This is a genomic window from Streptomyces orinoci (genome assembly GCF_003121295.1).
Classification (GTDB): domain Bacteria; phylum Actinomycetota; class Actinomycetes; order Streptomycetales; family Streptomycetaceae; genus Streptomyces; species Streptomyces orinoci.
On record NZ_PHNC01000006.1, the window covers coordinates 257584 to 272659 of the forward strand.

Sequence of the window (15076 nt, forward strand, 5' to 3'; positions counted from 1 at the left end):
ATCGGTGTCATGAAGCACACCACTGTCGCCGCCTACGCGGCCCCCGCGCCGGGGGCTCCCCTGGAGAAGACCACCATTGCCCGCCGTGCACCGGGCGCCCATGACGTCGTGATCGACATCCACTACGCCGGCATCTGCCACTCGGACATCCATATGGTGCGCGGCCACTGGGGCGAGAAGCGGTACCCCATCGTCCCGGGCCATGAGATAGCGGGCGTGGTGGCCGAGGTGGGCCCTGGGGTCACCCGCCATGCGGTGGGCGACCGGGTCGGCGTGGGGTGCCTGGTGGACTCCTGCCGGGAGTGCGAGAACTGCCGGGCGGGCCTGGAGCAGTACTGCACCGGCGAGCTGGGCATGGTCGGCACCTACGCCGCGACCGGCCGGGACGGGCAGCCCACCCAGGGCGGCTACTCCCGGCGCATCGTGGTCGATGAGAACTATGTGCTGAGCATCCCCGACGCCCTCCCGCTGGACGCCGCCGCCCCGCTGCTGTGCGCCGGCATCACGCTCTACTCCCCGCTGGCGCACTGGAAGGCCGGTCCCGGCCAGAAGGTGGCCGTGGTGGGCCTGGGCGGGCTGGGCCACCTCGGAGTGAAGATCGCCCATGCCATGGGTGCCGAGGTCACCGTGCTCAGCCAGTCGCTGCGCAAGCGGGCGGACGGCCTGCGGCTGGGCGCCGACCACTACCACGCCACCGCCGACCCGGCGACCTTCCGGGAGCTGGCCGGCCGCTTCGATCTGATTCTCAACACCGTCTCCGCCGACCTGGATCTGGACGCCTATCTGGGCCTGCTGAGGACGGATGGCACCCTGGTCCAGCTGGGCCTGCCGGAGACGCCCTACGCGCTGTCCGCCTTCGCCCTGCTGCGCGGGCGCCGGTCGCTGGCCGGATCGGCGATGGGCGGCATTCCGGAGACCCAGGAGATGCTGGACTTCTGCGCCCGGCATGGCATCACCGCCGAGATCGAGCTGATACCGGCGGATTATGTCAATGAGGCCTATGAGCGCGTGCTGGCCAGCGACGTGCGCTACCGCTTTGTCATCGACGCCGCCACCATCTGACGCCACGATCTGACGCCACAATCTGACGCCACGATCCGAGGCGACGGCCCGACACGGCGGTCCGACACCGCCGAGAGTGCGGCCCCCGGACATCGGAAGGGTTACGTCCGGGGGCCGCGCTCAAGGTGCCGGTCAGGGGAGATGGGCTCCCACGGCCGACAGCGCGTCGGGTACGGGCTGGAAGAAGGTTTCGCCGCCCGAGCTGCAGTCGCCGCTGCCGCCCGAAGTCAGCCCCAGGGCCGCGTCGTTGTCGAAGAGGGCACCGCCGCTGTCACCGGGCTCGGCGCAGACGGAGGTGTCGATCAGGCCATTGACCGTTCCCTCTTGGTAGTTGACGGTGGCGTTCAGGCCGGTGACCTGTCCGCTCTGGACCTGAGTGGTGCTGCCGCTGCGCTGCACCTGCTCGCCCACGGTGGCGTCGGCGGCCCGGCTGATGTTCTGCTGGGTGCCGTCATAGAGGTCCACCGCGCTGGGGTGGTCGATGCCCGAGGTGTAGGTGACCAGTGCGTAGTCATGGCCGGGGAAGGTGGAGGTCGTGGTGTGACCGATCTCCCCGCCGCCCTGGCTGTCGGACCAGGTGTCGGAGATATTGCCGCAGTGACCGGCGGTCAGGAAGGCGGCCTGTCCGTCGTTGGTGGTCACATTGAAACCCAGTGAACAGCGCGCGCTGGGTGCCCAGATGGCGTCCCCGCCAGCGATATAGGGGCGCAGCTCACCCGAGGTCCGCTTGAGGGTGACCTGGTCGCCGAGCGAGGCGAGGACCTTGTTCAGCCGGGTCAGCTTGGCGCCCTTGACCGTGCGGTCGGCGGTGACCACCACCTTGTTGCTGCGCGGATCGACGGACCAGGCGGTGCCGGGGATGGTGGCCTTGGCGGCCAGGGTCCGCCTGGCCGAGGTGAGTTGGGCCGTCGAGTGGCGGACGGTCCTGGGTTCGGCCCCGGCGGCCCGTGCCTTGGCGGCGCTGGCCGGGTCGAGGACATTGACGACGAGCTTTTTGGTCTTGGCGTCGTAGTACGAGCCCGCGGTGCCCGCGCCCAGCCGGTGCTGGAGCTTCTGGGCCAGCTGCCCCGCCTGAGCCGATGTCAGGGCGGCCGGGGAGGGCTCGGGGTGGGCGCCTGCGCTCTGTACGCCGAGAGTGGTCGCCGCGAGAACCACGGCACCGACGCCGGCGATGGCCGAGCGCCGTCTGGATGTCCGTGCTGCCTTCACTCAGGGCCTCCTGTGAGGGGGGTGTGCCCACCGCCGCCGAAGAGGGCGATGGGCCCGGAGGACGACTTGGACGGCCACGACCCCAAGCGCACGTCGCGTCCATGCCAAATCGCGGATGAGTATCCCCATCTGACACCGCACTACACAAGAAGCGCACCCGAACGGCTCTGAACGACCACCGGGAAATCGACACCCCCGCGCCCCAGCAGCCCGCCCCGTCAACCGCCCGGCGGCTCAAGGGACTTCGGCCACCGGCATGGGACACCGGCTCTTCCTGGAGGTCCAACGCCCGCGGCCGGCAGGCAATCACCGGTGGCACAAGCCTCCGGCACGCTCCGTCACACAGGACGTTCCGTCATAAATGGCCGGGACAGGCCCCTCGGTGCCCGGTGCCCGACCGCGAAAGGTTACCGTCATCAGCACCGAACGCGGGCGCCCGGACCCACCCGGGGACAGCGCCCGGCTCCGCTGCCTCTACAGTTGCGCGGGCGTGCAACCTTTCGCGGGGTCCCGGCCTCCTTCAGTTGTGTGCCGGCCGTACGCGGCGGCACATGAGCGCAAGGTTCGCCGGAAGACGGCTCATACGAAAACCGAGGGACACATGGGCGTGGGAGGAAGGGCTGCGGCCCGGATGGCACGGACGGACGTGGGGAGGGGACGCAGTGCCGAGCTGCTGATGCTGGGCTTCTCGGTGCTGCTCACGCTGTTCGGCTATGCCTCCGTGGATCTGGCCGCCAAGGGCGAGCTGCCGGGTGACCTGATCGAGTATGCGATCGGCCTGGTGGCGATGGCCGCGATCTCCAGCGTGGTAACGCGGAGATTCGCCCCGCACGCCGATCCACTGATCCTGCCGCTGGCCATCGGGCTGAGCGGGCTGGGTCTGATCCTGATCCATCGCCTGGACCTGGCCAAGCACACCAAGCATCCGGTCATGGAGGCGTCCACCCAGCTGCTGTGGGACGGCGTCGGCGTGGTGGTCTGCCTGGCGATCGTGATCTTCCTCAAGGACTACCGGCACCTCCAGCGTTACACCTATGTCACGGTGGCCGGAGCGCTGGCGCTGCTGGTGGCCCCGGCCTTCTCCGGCGCGGACACCCTGGGCGCCAAGCGGTGGATCCAGCTGGGCTTCGCCTCCTTCCAGCCCGGCGAGTTCGTCCGTATCGCCATGGCGGTGTTCTTCGCCGGATATCTCACCGTGCACAAGGACGCCCTGGCGCTGGCCAGCCGGCGGGTGCTGGGCTTCTACCTCCCCCGGGGCCGGCAGTTCGGCCCGATCGCCGTGGTCTGGGTGATCAGCCTCTTTGTCCTGATCTTCGAACGGGACCTGGGCACCGCGCTGATCTTCTTCGGCCTGTTTGTGATCGTCCTCTATGTGGCCACCGAGCGCGGCAGCTGGGTGATCTCCGGTCTGCTGATGTTCGCCATCGGCGCCGTGGTGGTGGCCTCCTTCGAGCCCCATGTGCACGGCCGGGTGGCGGCCTGGATGCACCCCTTCGCGGTCTTCGACCACCCCAGCGGCCAGGCGGGCTCCGACCAGCTGGCCAAGGCCCTGTTCGGCTTCGGCAGCGGCGGGGTGCTGGGCACCGGCCTGGGCAACGGCCGTCCGGACCTGATCGGCTTCGCCGCCAACAGTGACTTCATCCTCACCAGCGTGGGCGAGGAACTGGGCCTGGCCGGGATGATGGCCGTCCTGCTGATGTACGCCCTGCTGGTCGAGCGGGGCCTGCGCAGCGCCCTGGACGCCCGGGACGCCTTCGGCAAGCTGCTGGCCACCGGTCTGGCGGGCGCCCTGGCGCTCCAGGTGTTTGTGGTGGCCGGCGGCGTGACCGGGCTGATCCCGCTCACCGGCAAGGCGCTGCCCTTCCTCTCCAAGGGCGGTTCCTCGCAGGTCGGAAACTGGATCCTGATCGGACTGCTGCTGAAGATCAGCGACTTCGCCCGCAGGCCGGACCCGGCGCCGAGCGTGGGCATCGACGACCAGGCGACCCAGCTGATCCGCAGCTGAGGCGGGCGCGTCAAGGGACGGCGGCCGGACCCCACCCGGGGTCCGGCCGCCGTCGTGTTCGCCCCCTTGCCGGATTGTTCAACGATCCCTAATCTCTGGGCAGTTGAGGCCGGTACCGCCCGGCTTCCCGCCCTGGTGAGGTGCCCATGGGAACCACCGCCCCGCCCGCTTCCCTGACCCCGGCCGAGGCCCGCTCCGTCTTCCGGGCCGGCCGGGCCGTACCCACCGCCGGCTGGGCCGACGGCCACACCCAGGCCAATCTGGTCGCCGTGCCGGCCGACTGGGCCTATGACGTCCTGCTGTTCGCCCAGCGCAACCCCAAGCCCTGCCCGGTACTGGACGTCACCGAGCCCGGCGGAACGTCCACCGTGCTGGCGCCCGGCGCCGATCTGCGCACCGACCTGCCCCGCTACCGCGTCTACCGGGACGGGCGGCTGACCGAGGAGCCCACCGAGGTCACCGGCCTGTGGCGGGATGATCTGGTGGCCTTTCTCATCGGGTGCAGCTTCACCTTCGAGGCCGCCCTGGGCGCGGCCGGAGTCCCGCTGCGCCATCTCGAACAGGCCTGCAATGTCCCGATGTTCCGCACCAGCCGGCCCTGCCGTCCCGCCGGGCGGCTGCATGGCCCGCTGGTGGTCTCCATGCGTCCGATACCGTCTCAACTGGTCGATACCGCCCATCGGTTGACCGCGCTGATGCCCGGGGTGCACGGCGCTCCGGTGCACACCGGGGACCCCGGCGAGCTGGGCATCGAGGACCTGGACACACCGGACTTCGGCGATCCGGTGCGTATGCTGCCCGGCGATGTACCGGTCTTCTGGGCCTGTGGCGTCACCCCGCAGGCCGCCCTGATGGCCTCCGCCCCGCCCTTCGCCATCACCCATGCCCCGGGCCATATGCTGATCACCGACGCCCGGGACGCGGACTACCGGATCGCATGATCCAGCGGGCCCTCGGCGATCCGCGGTCCCAGCTCCCTGGCCAGCGCCAGGGCCAGGGCCCGGAAGATCCTCACCTCGGGGTCGCGGTCGGCCGTGCGCACCGCTAGATAGCTGCTCTCCCAGGGGGCGTCCAGCACCGGTACGAACAGCGCGCCGGGCCAGGCGTAGTAGCGGGCGAAGGACTTCAGCCCGGAACCCGCCGCCCGTCCGGTCACCACCCCGGTGAGCACATCCTGCGGGGTCAGCGCGCAGGGCCCGCGGCGGCCGGAGTCCAGGCCGAAGTAGAGGTAATCAGTGAAGACCCGCGGGGTGTGCGGCGGCACCCGGAAAAAGGGCAGTGCGGCGACATCGGCCAGCCGGGCACCCTCCTCCCGGGCGTCGGCGAGCGGGGAGCTCTGCGGCACCACCACAATGCGCTGCTCGGTGGTCAGCACATCGGCGGTGATGCGCTCGTCCTCCGGGGCGGGCCGGACAAAGGCGACGTCCACCCGGTCCCCGGTCAGCGCGCTGACATGCTCGGTGTAGTCCAATTGCCGTATTTGCACCGGGACTTCGGGGCGGGCCCGGCGGTAGGCGTTGATGGCGGCCGGGGTCAGCTCCGCCGAGCCATGGCCCATGATGCCCACCCGCAGCGGCCGCACCGGGGCGGGCCCGGCCTCCGCCACCCCGGCCAGATCGTCCAGCGCCGCGTTGGCCGCGGCCAGCAGGGTACGGGCATGACCCGCCAGCCGTTCCCCGGCCGGCGTCGGGGAGACCGGGCTCCGGTACAGCAGCCGGGTGCCCAGTTCGCTCTCCAGGCGGCGGATGTGCTGGGTGACGGCGGGCGGGGACAGGAACAGCCGTGCGGCGGCCCGGCCGAAGTGGCCCTCCTCGACCACCGCCAGGAAGGACGACAGCAGGCGCAGATCCATGCCCGCAGCCTAGGCGCGCGGGCGGGCCGCCTCCCAGGGGCGTTCACAACTTGTGAACGCGGGCGGCGCGGCCCCGGCAGCCGGCCCTACAACTGCCGCCATGAGCACGCTCCTGCGACACCACGCCACCGTTGCCGCTCCTTCCCGACGACGCGACGGGCTGCGCGCGGCCTGGATGATGACGGCCTCCGGCTGGAGCGCCAACCAGTTCTCCTCCCTGCTGGGCGCCTACCGGAGCCGGCTGGGGCTGACCGAGGCGGCGGTCACCGGCCTGTTCGCCGTCTATGTGGTCGGGCTGATACCCGGGCTGCTGCTGGGCGGGCCGCTCGCCGACCGGCGCGGCCGCCGCCCGGTGGCGCTGGCCGCGCTGGCCGTCAACCTGCTGTCCACCGGGGTGCTGATGGCCGGTCCGGCCGCCACCTGGTGTCTGCTGCCGGGCCGGTTTCTGACCGGGGTGGGGGCGGGGGCCCTGCTGGCCGCGGGCAGCGCCTGGGTCAAGGAGCTGTCCGCCCCGCCCTATGCCGCCGAGGCGGCTCCCGGAGCGTCGGCCCGCCGGGCGGGGCTCTTTGTCTCCGCGGGCTTCGCCTCCGGCGGCCTGGCCTCCGCGCTGATCGCCCAGTGGGCCCCGTATCCCATGGTCACCGCCTATCTACCGCACCTGGTGCTGGCGGCCGCGGCCTGGCTGGCCGCCTTCGGCGCCCCGGAGACCCGCCGTCCGGGCCGGCCGGCCACGGGCCCCTCCGGCCCGGTGGACCGGCGCCGTTTCCGGCGCGCGCTGCTGCCGGTGGCACCCTGGGTGTTCGCCGCGCCCACCATCGGCTTTGCCACGCTGCCCGGCCTGGCGCACGGCCTGAACGGCTGGCGTACCGTCTTCGCGGGCCTGGCCACCGCGGTGGTTCCGGGCGCCGGGCTGCTCGTCCAGCCACTGGCCCGCCGCCTGGTCATCCGGCACCGCCCGGCCACCGCGCTGTCCGGACTGGCCGTCTGTGCCCTGGGCCTGGCGGTGGCCGTCCCGGCGGCGTCCCTGGGCCGGCCGGTGCTGATCCTGACCGCCGCCGCCCTGCTGGGCCTCGGCTACGGCCTGGTGCTGGCCTTTGGCCTGACCGAGGTCACCGCCCTGGCCCCGCCCGCCCGGCTGGCCCGGCTCACCTCGCTGTTCTGGACCACCGCCTATCTCGGCATGTTCGCGCCCTATGCCATCACCCTGCTCTCCGGCACCTTCGCCACGCCCGCCCTGCTGGCGGCGGGCGCGGTCCTGGCGGTGCTGAGCGCCGCCCTCTTCGCAGCGCTCAACCTCCGTACCGCCGGGCCCCGTTAGGAGGGCCGGGGAGCCTGGGACACACCTTCGGCCAGCAGGTCCGCGTGGTACCGCCGGGCGACCTCGGGGTGGGCGCGCAGCCAGCCCTTGATCTCATTGCGGCCGTACTCGGCGAACAGCGGGTTGCTGCGGTCCTGGGTGACGCCCGGGGCGAGGTGGGCGTGCGGGAAGGGCACCGGCTCGATCCGGGCGTCCAGCCGCGGGTTGTAGAAGAACGGCACGGAGAACCGCTCCCGGTTGCCGGGCGGGCTGACCACCCGGTGATTGGTGGCCTTGAGGTAGCCATTGGTCGCCACCTCCAGCAGCTCCCCCAGATTGACCACAAAGGCGCCGGGCAGCGGCGGTACGTCCAGGAAGGAGCCGTCCGGGCCCTCCACCTGGAGGCCGCCCACCTGGTCCTGCAGCAGCAGGGTCAGAAAGCCGTAGTCCTTGTGGGCGCCCACGCCCTGGCCCGCCCCGTCCGGTGCGCTGCCGGGGTAGCGGACCAGCTTCAGATGCAGATGGGGACGGTCGGCGAAGGCGTCGTCGTAGAAGCCGGCCGGGGCGCCGATGGCGGTGAGCAGTTCATGCAGCAGCCGCCGGGCCACCGTGCTGAGCCGCTCGATCCAGTGCAGGGCGGCGGTACGCAGCTCGGGCAGGGCGGCGGGCCACTGGTTGGGGCCCTCCAGCCACCAGTAGCCGGGCTCGCCCGGGCCGGGGACGTGCGGTGCGCGCTCGGCGCCTATGTCCAGCTGGTCACGCCAGTCCCGGCTGCCGCCGGTGCGCTCGTCGCCGATACGCGTATAACCGCGGAAATGCGGCGAGTTGATGTTGGCGATGGCGAGCCGGTCGGCCTCCGGCAGGGCGAAGAAGGCCCGCATGGCCCGCATCAGGGCGGCGGTCTCCTCCTCGCCCACGCCGTGGCCGGTGAGGTGGAAGAAGCCCACATCGCGGGCGGCGCTGTGCAGCGCCTGGTGGAAGCGGGCGCGATCGTCGGGGCCGCCGGAGGCGGCCGAGAGGTCGATGACAGGAAGCTTGTTGCTCATGAGATGTCCATGGCGTGAGGGACCCGGCCCAGCCCGGCGGTAGCCGGACGGCCCGCGGCGCACCGCGGGTACGCGGGCGCGGCGGGGCCGGGAAACAGGTGATCAGGGGTGCTGAGGAAGAGCGCGAGGAAGACCGCTCCGGCCCGGAGAACTCGACGGGCGGACGGAACGGAGGTCAGCCGTAACGGCGACAGGACATGCTCGTGACGCGCAGGTAGTCCACATGGCGTCGCTTTACCAGCAGATTCACACCCCCGAGGGTATACGACCCGGCGCCGGGGACCACCCCTCGGTCCTTCAGGAGCGGCTCTTGTCCACCACGAGCGTGCGCTCGTAGTGCCTTATCTCCTCGATGTCGGGGAGGTAGGGCTCGATCCCGGCCAGGAACGGCGGGAAGTGCGGACCCCGGCGGAAGCCCTGCTCATGGTCCTCCACCGAGGTCCACTCGATGCGCAGGACATAGCGCTCGGGTTCCTCCACGCCATGGGCCAGCTCATAGCCCAGGCACTGCGGTGCCGCGTAGAGGTGTCCGACGGCGGCGGCATAGGCCTTCTCGAAGGCGCGGCGCCGGTCGGGGTCGGCGATGCGGTAGCGGATGTACTCCACGGTCATGCGGTCTCCGTCATTGAGACTCCTCAGGCAAGACAACGCCCGCCCGGACGCGTCATGTGGGGGCGCCGTCCGAGCGGGCCGACGGCTGAGAAACCCGCCGTAATTGCGCACGCTATCAGCAGGACCGGCACTCCTCCCGCGTCTTCACTCACATGCGGTCATGCCTTCCGATTGGCTCTGCCAAAGCGGTGGTTGGCCGCTGCATTCCGCCTAATGGCTCGAATGAGTGAAATGTCGGAACCAACTGAATAAGCCGGAGTTACTCAGTTCGCTTCCCGACGGGAAACCTCTTCGATCGAAAGGCATAGAAGTGCGCAAGAAGGTACTCGCCACATCGGTGATGGCGGCTTCCGTGGTCGGCGCCCTCGCCACTCCGGCGATGGCGTACGACCACGACGAGGATGTGGTCAACGCCAACGGCGCCAGCACCGGCTACGGCAACACCCGTACCGACGGCGTTGAGAGCCCGCAGATGAGCCTGATCCAGGGCACGCTCAACAAGCTGTGCCTCGGCATCGGCAAGGTCGGTGTCCAGTCGGTCGTCGGTCTGGTCAACATCGGCCTGCAGGACATTCCGATCCTCAGCTCCGAGCAGCAGCAGCAGTGCACGGACAACTCGACCATCGACAACGGCGACAACCCGCTGTCCCACCTCATCGACGACATTCCGATCGTCTCCGGGAACGGCTCGGGCAACGAGGGCCCGCTCTTCGGCTAGGCCACCGCACCGCCGGAAGTCCCCTGCCGCGCACCTCCAGTGCGCGGCAGGGGACTTTTATATGCCCGCGCCAAGTCGGCTGATTTCCTTGTCGATTGCCCGGTCGGGCATTTCCGGAGGGCAATTCCCCGGCCGGGCGCTGGGGTTGGCGCGTCCGATCGTCATGTCCGGCCTCTTGACGCGCAATTGGTCCAGTCCAACCATGTTGACCGCGCACTCCCCTCAAGCCACTGGGAGCACTTGTGAGACGTCGCTCAAAACGCCGCATATCCGTCCGTACTGCAGTGACCGCGCTGGCCACCCTGGCCGCGGGCGCGGGGCTCGCCCTCGGCGGCGGCAGCACCGCGACCGCCGCCACCCCGCTGCCCCCGCACCTCTTCGCGCCCTACTTCGAGACCTATGGCTCCGGCAGCCCGGCCGATCTGGCCGCGCAGTCCGGGGCGAAAAACCTGACCATGGCCTTTCTGCAGACCGAGGCCCGCGGCTCCTGCACCCCGTACTGGAACGGTGACACCGGCAAGCCGGTGGCCCAGTCGGTCTTCGGCTCCGATATCGCCGCCATCCGCTCCAACGGCGGCGATGTGATCCCCTCCTTCGGGGGTTACGCGGCCGACAACGGCGGCACCGAACTGGCCGACAGCTGCACCGATGTTGACAAGATCGCCGCGGCCTATGAGAACGTCATCACCACCTATGACGTCACCCGCCTCGATCTGGACACCGAGGACAACTCGCTGACCAACACCGCCGGCATCGACCGCCGAAACCAGGCGATCAAAAAGGTGCAGGACTGGGCGGCGAGCAATGGCCGTACCGTGCAGTTCTCCTACACCCTGCCCTCCACCACCCATGGCCTGGCCGACAGCGGACTGGCCGTGCTGCGCAGCGCGGTGGCCAATGGCGCCCGGATCGACGTGGTCAACATCATGGCCTTCGACTACTACGACGGCGCCCAGCACGACATGGCCGCCGACACCATGAGCGCCGCCGAGGGACTGCACGGCCAACTGGCCCAGCTCTACCCGGACAAGAGCCCGGACGAACTGTGGGCGATGACCGGGGTCACCGAGATGCCGGGCATCGACGACTACGGTCCGGCCGAGACCTTCACCACCCAGGACGCGGCCAAGGTCTACGACTGGGCAGTGGCCAAGGGCATCAACACCCTCTCCTTCTGGGCCCTGCAACGGGACAACGGCGGCTGTCCGGGCACCAAGGGCTCCGACAGCTGCTCCGGAATCGCCCAGGACACCTGGTACTTCAGCCATGCCTTCGCGCCCTTCACCAGCGGCGGCGGCCCGGCGAAGCCCGACTTCACCCTGGACCTCTCCCCGGCCGGCGCCGCCACCGCCCCGGGCGGCTCGGTGAGCGCCACCGTGCGCACCACCGCGCTCGGCGGCACGGCACAGACCGTCCGGCTGTCCGCCGAGGGGGCGCCCAAGGGCGTTACGGCCACCCTGGACCCGGCCTCGGTGACCGCCGGTGAACAGGCCGGACTGACCATCGGCACCGCCTCCGACACCCCGCCCGGCAGCTACCCGATCACCATCAGGGGCACCGCCGCCTCGGGCGGCCACAGCGCCGTCTACACCCTGACCGTGGGCGGTTCCACACCCGGCGGCGGCCTGGCCAACGGCGGCTTCGAGAGCGGCACGCTCAGCCCCTGGACCTGCGACGGGAACAGCGCGGTGGTCAAGTCCCCGGCGCACTCCGGGAATTACGCGCTGCGGGTCTCCCCCGCCGGGCAGTCCACCGGTGAGTGCCGGCAGACCCTGACCGTCTCCCCCGGCAGCCATACCCTCACCGGCTGGGTGCGCGGCAACTACGCCTTCCTGGCGGTCGGCGGCGGTGCGCAGGCCAGCGGATGGACCACGTCCGACGGCTGGAGCCGGCTCTCGGTGCCCTTCACCGCCGACGCCACCGGCAAGGTGACCGTCTCCGTCCATGGCTGGTACGGCCAGGGGGATGTCTTCGCCGACGACCTGGCCATCGGCTGACCCGGCCCCGCTCCGGGGCGGCGGCGGCCGCCCCGGACGGTTATTTGCGGATAAGTGCCACCGGCAGGCAGACTGCTCGGCGGCACGCCGCCCAGGGCGCTGCCCGGCCGAATACCGATGAGTGAACCGCATCACGGAGCGGAGGCGGAGCCGTCCTGTGATGTCGTTCTCCCCGGCACGCCCCCAACCGGTGGCCCACGGTGCCCGGCTGTGGGCCGAAGTGGCGGCCGCCGCCGCGCTGCTGGTGCTGCTTCAGCCGGCGCTCCATCTGGGCCAGGGAACCACCGTCCGGTTCACCGCCGGCCCCTCGGTGCACACCGACACCAGCCCCTGGCAGCTGCCCTATGACGCGCTGCGCAGCACCCTGCGGATGTTCGCCGCGCTGGCCGCGTCCACCGTCTTCAGCCTCTGCTACGCGCGGGCCGCCGCCCGCAGCCGCCGGCTGGAGCGGATTCTTATCCCGGCGCTGGACATTCTGCAGTCGGTGCCGGTGCTGGGCTTTCTGACCGTCGCGGTGACCTGCTGCACCGCGCTGTTCCCCGGCTCGGCGCTGGGCCTGGAGTGCGCCTCGGTCTTCGCCATCTTCACCTCGCAGGCCTGGAACATGACCTTTGGCTTCTACCAGTCGCTGCTGGCGCTGCCGCCCGAACTGGACGAGCTGTCCCGGTCGTTCGGCTTCTCCCGCTGGATGCGCTTCTGGCGGGTGGAGCTGCCGCATGGCGCCATCGGCCTGGTGTGGAACGGGATGATGAGCTTCGGCGGCGGCTGGTTCTTCCTGGTCGCCTCGGAGGCCATCAGCGTCGGCGGCACCGAGCGCGCGCTGCCCGGGGTCGGCTCCTATGCGGGGGCGGCGGTCGCCCATGGCGATCTGGGCCGGATCGGCTGGGCGATCCTCACCATGGCGGTCCTGGTGACCGGGGTGAACTTCCTGTTCTGGCGGCCGCTGACCGCCTGGGCGGAGAAGTTCAAGTACGAGCAGGCCGAGGCCAGCCAGGTGCACCGCAGCTGGGTGCTGGAACTGCTGCGCCGTACCGGCCTGTCCCGGCTGCCCGGCCGGGCGCTGGGCCCGCTGGGCCGGGCACTGTCCCGGGCCGGGCGGGTCTTCGGCCGGGACGACCGGCCGCTGGCGGTGGACCACGGCCGCCGCCGGGCCGGCGATCTGCTGTTCACCCTGGTCACCGGCGGGCTGCTGCTGTGGGCACTGACCGGGCTGGGGCGTTTCGCCGGCCGGCAGGGCGGCCCGGGGGTCTTCACCGAACCGCTGCTGCTGGGGCTGGTGACCCTGGGGCGGGTGCTGCTGGTGGTGGCCGTCTCCACGGTGGTCTGGGTGCCGGTGGGGGTACGGATCGGCTTCTCGCCCCGGCTGACCCGCATCGCCCAGCCGCTGGTCCAGCTGGCGGCGAGCTTTCCGGCCAACTTCCTCTTCCCGCTGGCCGTCTGGCTGTTTCTGCGCACCGGTCTGCCGCTGGGCGTCGGCGGCATTCTGCTGATGGCGCTGGGCGCCCAGTGGTACATCCTGTTCAACACCATCGCCGGAGCCATGGCCATTCCCACCGATCTGCGCCAGGCCATGGACGACCTGGGGGTGCGCGGGCTGCTGCGCTGGCGGCGGCTGATCGTCCCCGGCATCCTCCCCGCCTATGTGACCGGCGGGATCACCGCCTCCGGCGGGGCCTGGAATGCCTCCATCGTCGCCGAGGTGGTCTCCTTCGGCGGCACCACCCTGACCGCCGGCGGTCTGGGCGCCTATATCGCCGAGGCCACCGAACGGGGCGACCTGGCCCGGCTGATCGCCGGGGTGGCCGTGATGAGCCTGTATGTGGTGGCCCTCAACCGCCTGCTGTGGCGCAGGCTTTACCGGCTGGCCGAACGGCGGTACGCGCTGTGAACGCCGCCCGCCGCCTGCTGGGCCTGCTGCGCGGGCGCGGCACCCCGCCCCCGCCGCCGGAACCGCCGTCCGGGGACGGGGAGGTGCTGCTGGCCGCGCATGGGCTGACCAAGTCCTATGCGGGGTCCGAGGGCGAGCTGCCGGTGCTCGCCGGGGTCGAACTGCGGGTACGGGCCGGGGAGATCGTGGCCGTACTGGGCCGTTCCGGCTCCGGAAAGTCCACCCTGCTGCGCTGTCTGGCCGGGCTGATACCGCCCAGCTCGGGCACGGTCAGCTACCGGGGCCGGCCGCTGACCGGCGCCAACCCGGGTACGGCCATGGTCTTCCAGACCTTCGCCCTGCTGCCCTGGCTGACCGTCCGGCAGAATGTCGAACTCGGCCTGGAGGCCCAGGGGATATCCGCCCGACGGCGCACCGAGGCCGCCCGGCAGGCCATTGAACTGATCGGTCTGGACGGCTTCGAGTCCGCCTATCCCAAGGAGCTTTCCGGCGGAATGCGGCAACGCGTCGGTTTCGCCCGGGCGTTGGTGGTGGAGCCCGATGTGCTGCTGATGGACGAGCCCTTCTCCGCGCTGGATGTGCTCACCGCCGAGAATCTGCGCGGTGAGCTGCTGGAGCTGTGGGAGTCCGGGCTGTTCCCCACCCGGGCCGTGGTGCTGGTGACCCACAACATCGAGGAGGCGGTGCTGATGGCCGACCGCATCGTGGTCCTCGGCCCCCGCCCGGGCGCCATCCACACCACCTTCGAGGTCCCCCTGGAGCGGCCCCGCGACCGGCAGTCGCCCGGCTACGCCGAGCTCATCGACCGGGTCTACCGCACCATGACCGGCCGTACCGGCGCCACCGGGACCGGCCGCACGGGCCCGGCGGAGGCGCCGCTGCCGGAGGCCGGGGTGGACGCGCTGGCGGGGCTGGCCGAGCTGCTGGCCCGGCGGGGCGGCGGGTGCGAGCCGGCCGTCCTCGCCGAGGAGCTGGGTCTGGACCTGGACGGTCTGCTGCCGCTGGTGGACGGCCTGGAGCTGCTGGGCCTGGCCGAGACGGTGGAGACGGAGCTGGTGCTCACCGAGCTGGGCACCGCCTTCGCCGGGGCCGATGTCCAGGGCTCCAAGCGGATCTTCGCCGAGGCGGTACGGGAAGTGCCGCAGATGCGGCTGATCCTGGACAGCCTGCGGCAGCACCCCGGCGGCACGGTGCGCGCCGGCCATCTCGCCGGCCAGCTGGCCCGCCAGTGCACCGGCGAGCAGGCGGCACGGCAGCTGGAGACGGCCACCGACTGGGGCCGCTATGCGGAGCTGTTCGCCTATGACGCGGACCGGCGCGTCTACCGGCTGGAGGAACGCGGGCCCGGTGATCCGTGACAGGAACGCGGGTTCAGCGATCCATGACCGGA

Annotated in this window: 12 protein-coding genes; 8 read left to right on the forward strand and 4 right to left on the reverse strand. The window is 71.2% G+C overall.

The annotated features are described in order from the left end of the window. The first annotated feature begins 9 nt into the window (after positions 1–9). A complete protein-coding gene (locus tag CV755_RS03080; protein WP_109278537.1) occupies positions 10–1062 on the forward strand; it encodes an NAD(P)-dependent alcohol dehydrogenase in 1053 nt (350 codons plus the stop codon). Positions 1063–1194: 132 nt separating this feature from the next. Here the strand turns inward: CV755_RS03080 and CV755_RS03085 are convergent, their stop codons facing one another. Then, positions 1195–2271, reverse strand: coding sequence for a S1 family peptidase (locus tag CV755_RS03085; protein ID WP_109278538.1), 1077 nt, complete (start codon positions 2269–2271; stop codon positions 1195–1197). 631 nt (positions 2272–2902) lie between these two features. Between CV755_RS03085 and CV755_RS03090 the strand changes: the two genes are divergently transcribed. After that, positions 2903–4276 carry an FtsW/RodA/SpoVE family cell cycle protein gene (locus tag CV755_RS03090; protein ID WP_241560941.1) on the forward strand — a complete coding sequence of 458 codons (1374 nt, stop codon included), beginning with the start codon at positions 2903–2905 and terminating at the stop codon, positions 4274–4276. A gap of 146 nt (positions 4277–4422) precedes the next feature. Beyond that, entirely contained in the window at positions 4423–5217 is a 795-nt protein-coding gene (locus tag CV755_RS03095) for a putative hydro-lyase (protein WP_109278539.1), read from the forward strand. Here CV755_RS03095 and CV755_RS03100 read toward each other — a convergent pair. After that, entirely contained in the window at positions 5202–6128 is a 927-nt protein-coding gene (locus CV755_RS03100) for a LysR family transcriptional regulator (protein WP_109278540.1), read from the reverse strand. The genes CV755_RS03095 and CV755_RS03100 overlap by 16 nt on opposite strands. A 100-nt stretch (positions 6129–6228) precedes the next feature. On the opposite strand from CV755_RS03100, the gene CV755_RS03105 reads away from it, so the two are divergent. After that, positions 6229–7446, forward strand: a complete 1218-nt coding sequence (locus tag CV755_RS03105) for an MFS transporter (protein ID WP_241560942.1) — start codon at positions 6229–6231, stop codon at positions 7444–7446. Here CV755_RS03105 and CV755_RS03110 read toward each other — a convergent pair. Together CV755_RS03110 and CV755_RS03115 are read right to left on the reverse strand one after the other, a co-directional pair. Then, positions 7443–8471: an isopenicillin N synthase family dioxygenase gene (locus CV755_RS03110; protein WP_109278542.1), complete on the reverse strand. Its 1029-nt coding sequence runs from the start codon at positions 8469–8471 to the stop codon at positions 7443–7445. The genes CV755_RS03105 and CV755_RS03110 overlap by 4 nt on opposite strands. Positions 8472–8768: 297 nt before the next feature. Further along, complete coding sequence (locus CV755_RS03115) at positions 8769–9083, reverse strand: putative quinol monooxygenase (protein WP_109278543.1); 315 nt, start codon at positions 9081–9083, stop codon at positions 8769–8771. A gap of 310 nt (positions 9084–9393) precedes the next feature. Here CV755_RS03115 and CV755_RS03120 point away from each other — a divergent pair, with 310 nt between their 5' ends. The 4 genes from CV755_RS03120 (at position 9394) to CV755_RS03135 (ending at position 15044) form a co-directional block, all read left to right on the forward strand. Beyond that, complete coding sequence (locus CV755_RS03120; protein ID WP_109278544.1) at positions 9394–9801, forward strand: rodlin; 408 nt, start codon at positions 9394–9396, stop codon at positions 9799–9801. Positions 9802–10043: 242 nt separating this feature from the next. Then, entirely contained in the window at positions 10044–11798 is a 1755-nt protein-coding gene (locus CV755_RS03125) for a carbohydrate binding domain-containing protein (RefSeq protein ID WP_422070498.1), read from the forward strand. 160 nt (positions 11799–11958) lie between these two features. Beyond that, on the forward strand, positions 11959–13686 hold the full coding sequence (locus CV755_RS03130) for an ABC transporter permease (protein ID WP_109278545.1): 1728 nt from the start codon (positions 11959–11961) through the stop codon (positions 13684–13686). Further along, positions 13683–15044 (forward strand): ATP-binding cassette domain-containing protein, encoded by a 1362-nt coding sequence (locus CV755_RS03135; protein WP_109278546.1) that lies wholly within the window; start codon positions 13683–13685, stop codon positions 15042–15044. The genes CV755_RS03130 and CV755_RS03135 overlap by 4 nt, the downstream gene beginning before the upstream one ends. The last annotated feature ends 32 nt before the right edge of the window (positions 15045–15076 follow it).

Excerpts from the sequence above, each read along its gene's own strand:
- CV755_RS03080 (WP_109278537.1), top strand. The coding sequence starts at position 10 with ATGAAGCACACCACTGTCGCCGCCTACGCGGCCCCCGCGCCGGGGGCT.
- CV755_RS03090 (WP_241560941.1), top strand. The coding sequence starts at position 2,903 with ATGGCACGGACGGACGTGGGGAGGGGACGCAGTGCCGAGCTGCTGATG.
- CV755_RS03095 (WP_109278539.1), top strand. The coding sequence starts at position 4,423 with ATGGGAACCACCGCCCCGCCCGCTTCCCTGACCCCGGCCGAGGCCCGC.
- CV755_RS03100 (WP_109278540.1), bottom strand. The coding sequence starts at position 6,128 with ATGGATCTGCGCCTGCTGTCGTCCTTCCTGGCGGTGGTCGAGGAGGGC.
- CV755_RS03105 (WP_241560942.1), top strand. The coding sequence starts at position 6,229 with ATGAGCACGCTCCTGCGACACCACGCCACCGTTGCCGCTCCTTCCCGA.
- CV755_RS03110 (WP_109278542.1), bottom strand. The coding sequence starts at position 8,471 with ATGAGCAACAAGCTTCCTGTCATCGACCTCTCGGCCGCCTCCGGCGGC.
- CV755_RS03115 (WP_109278543.1), bottom strand. The coding sequence starts at position 9,083 with ATGACCGTGGAGTACATCCGCTACCGCATCGCCGACCCCGACCGGCGC.
- CV755_RS03130 (WP_109278545.1), top strand. The coding sequence starts at position 11,959 with ATGTCGTTCTCCCCGGCACGCCCCCAACCGGTGGCCCACGGTGCCCGG.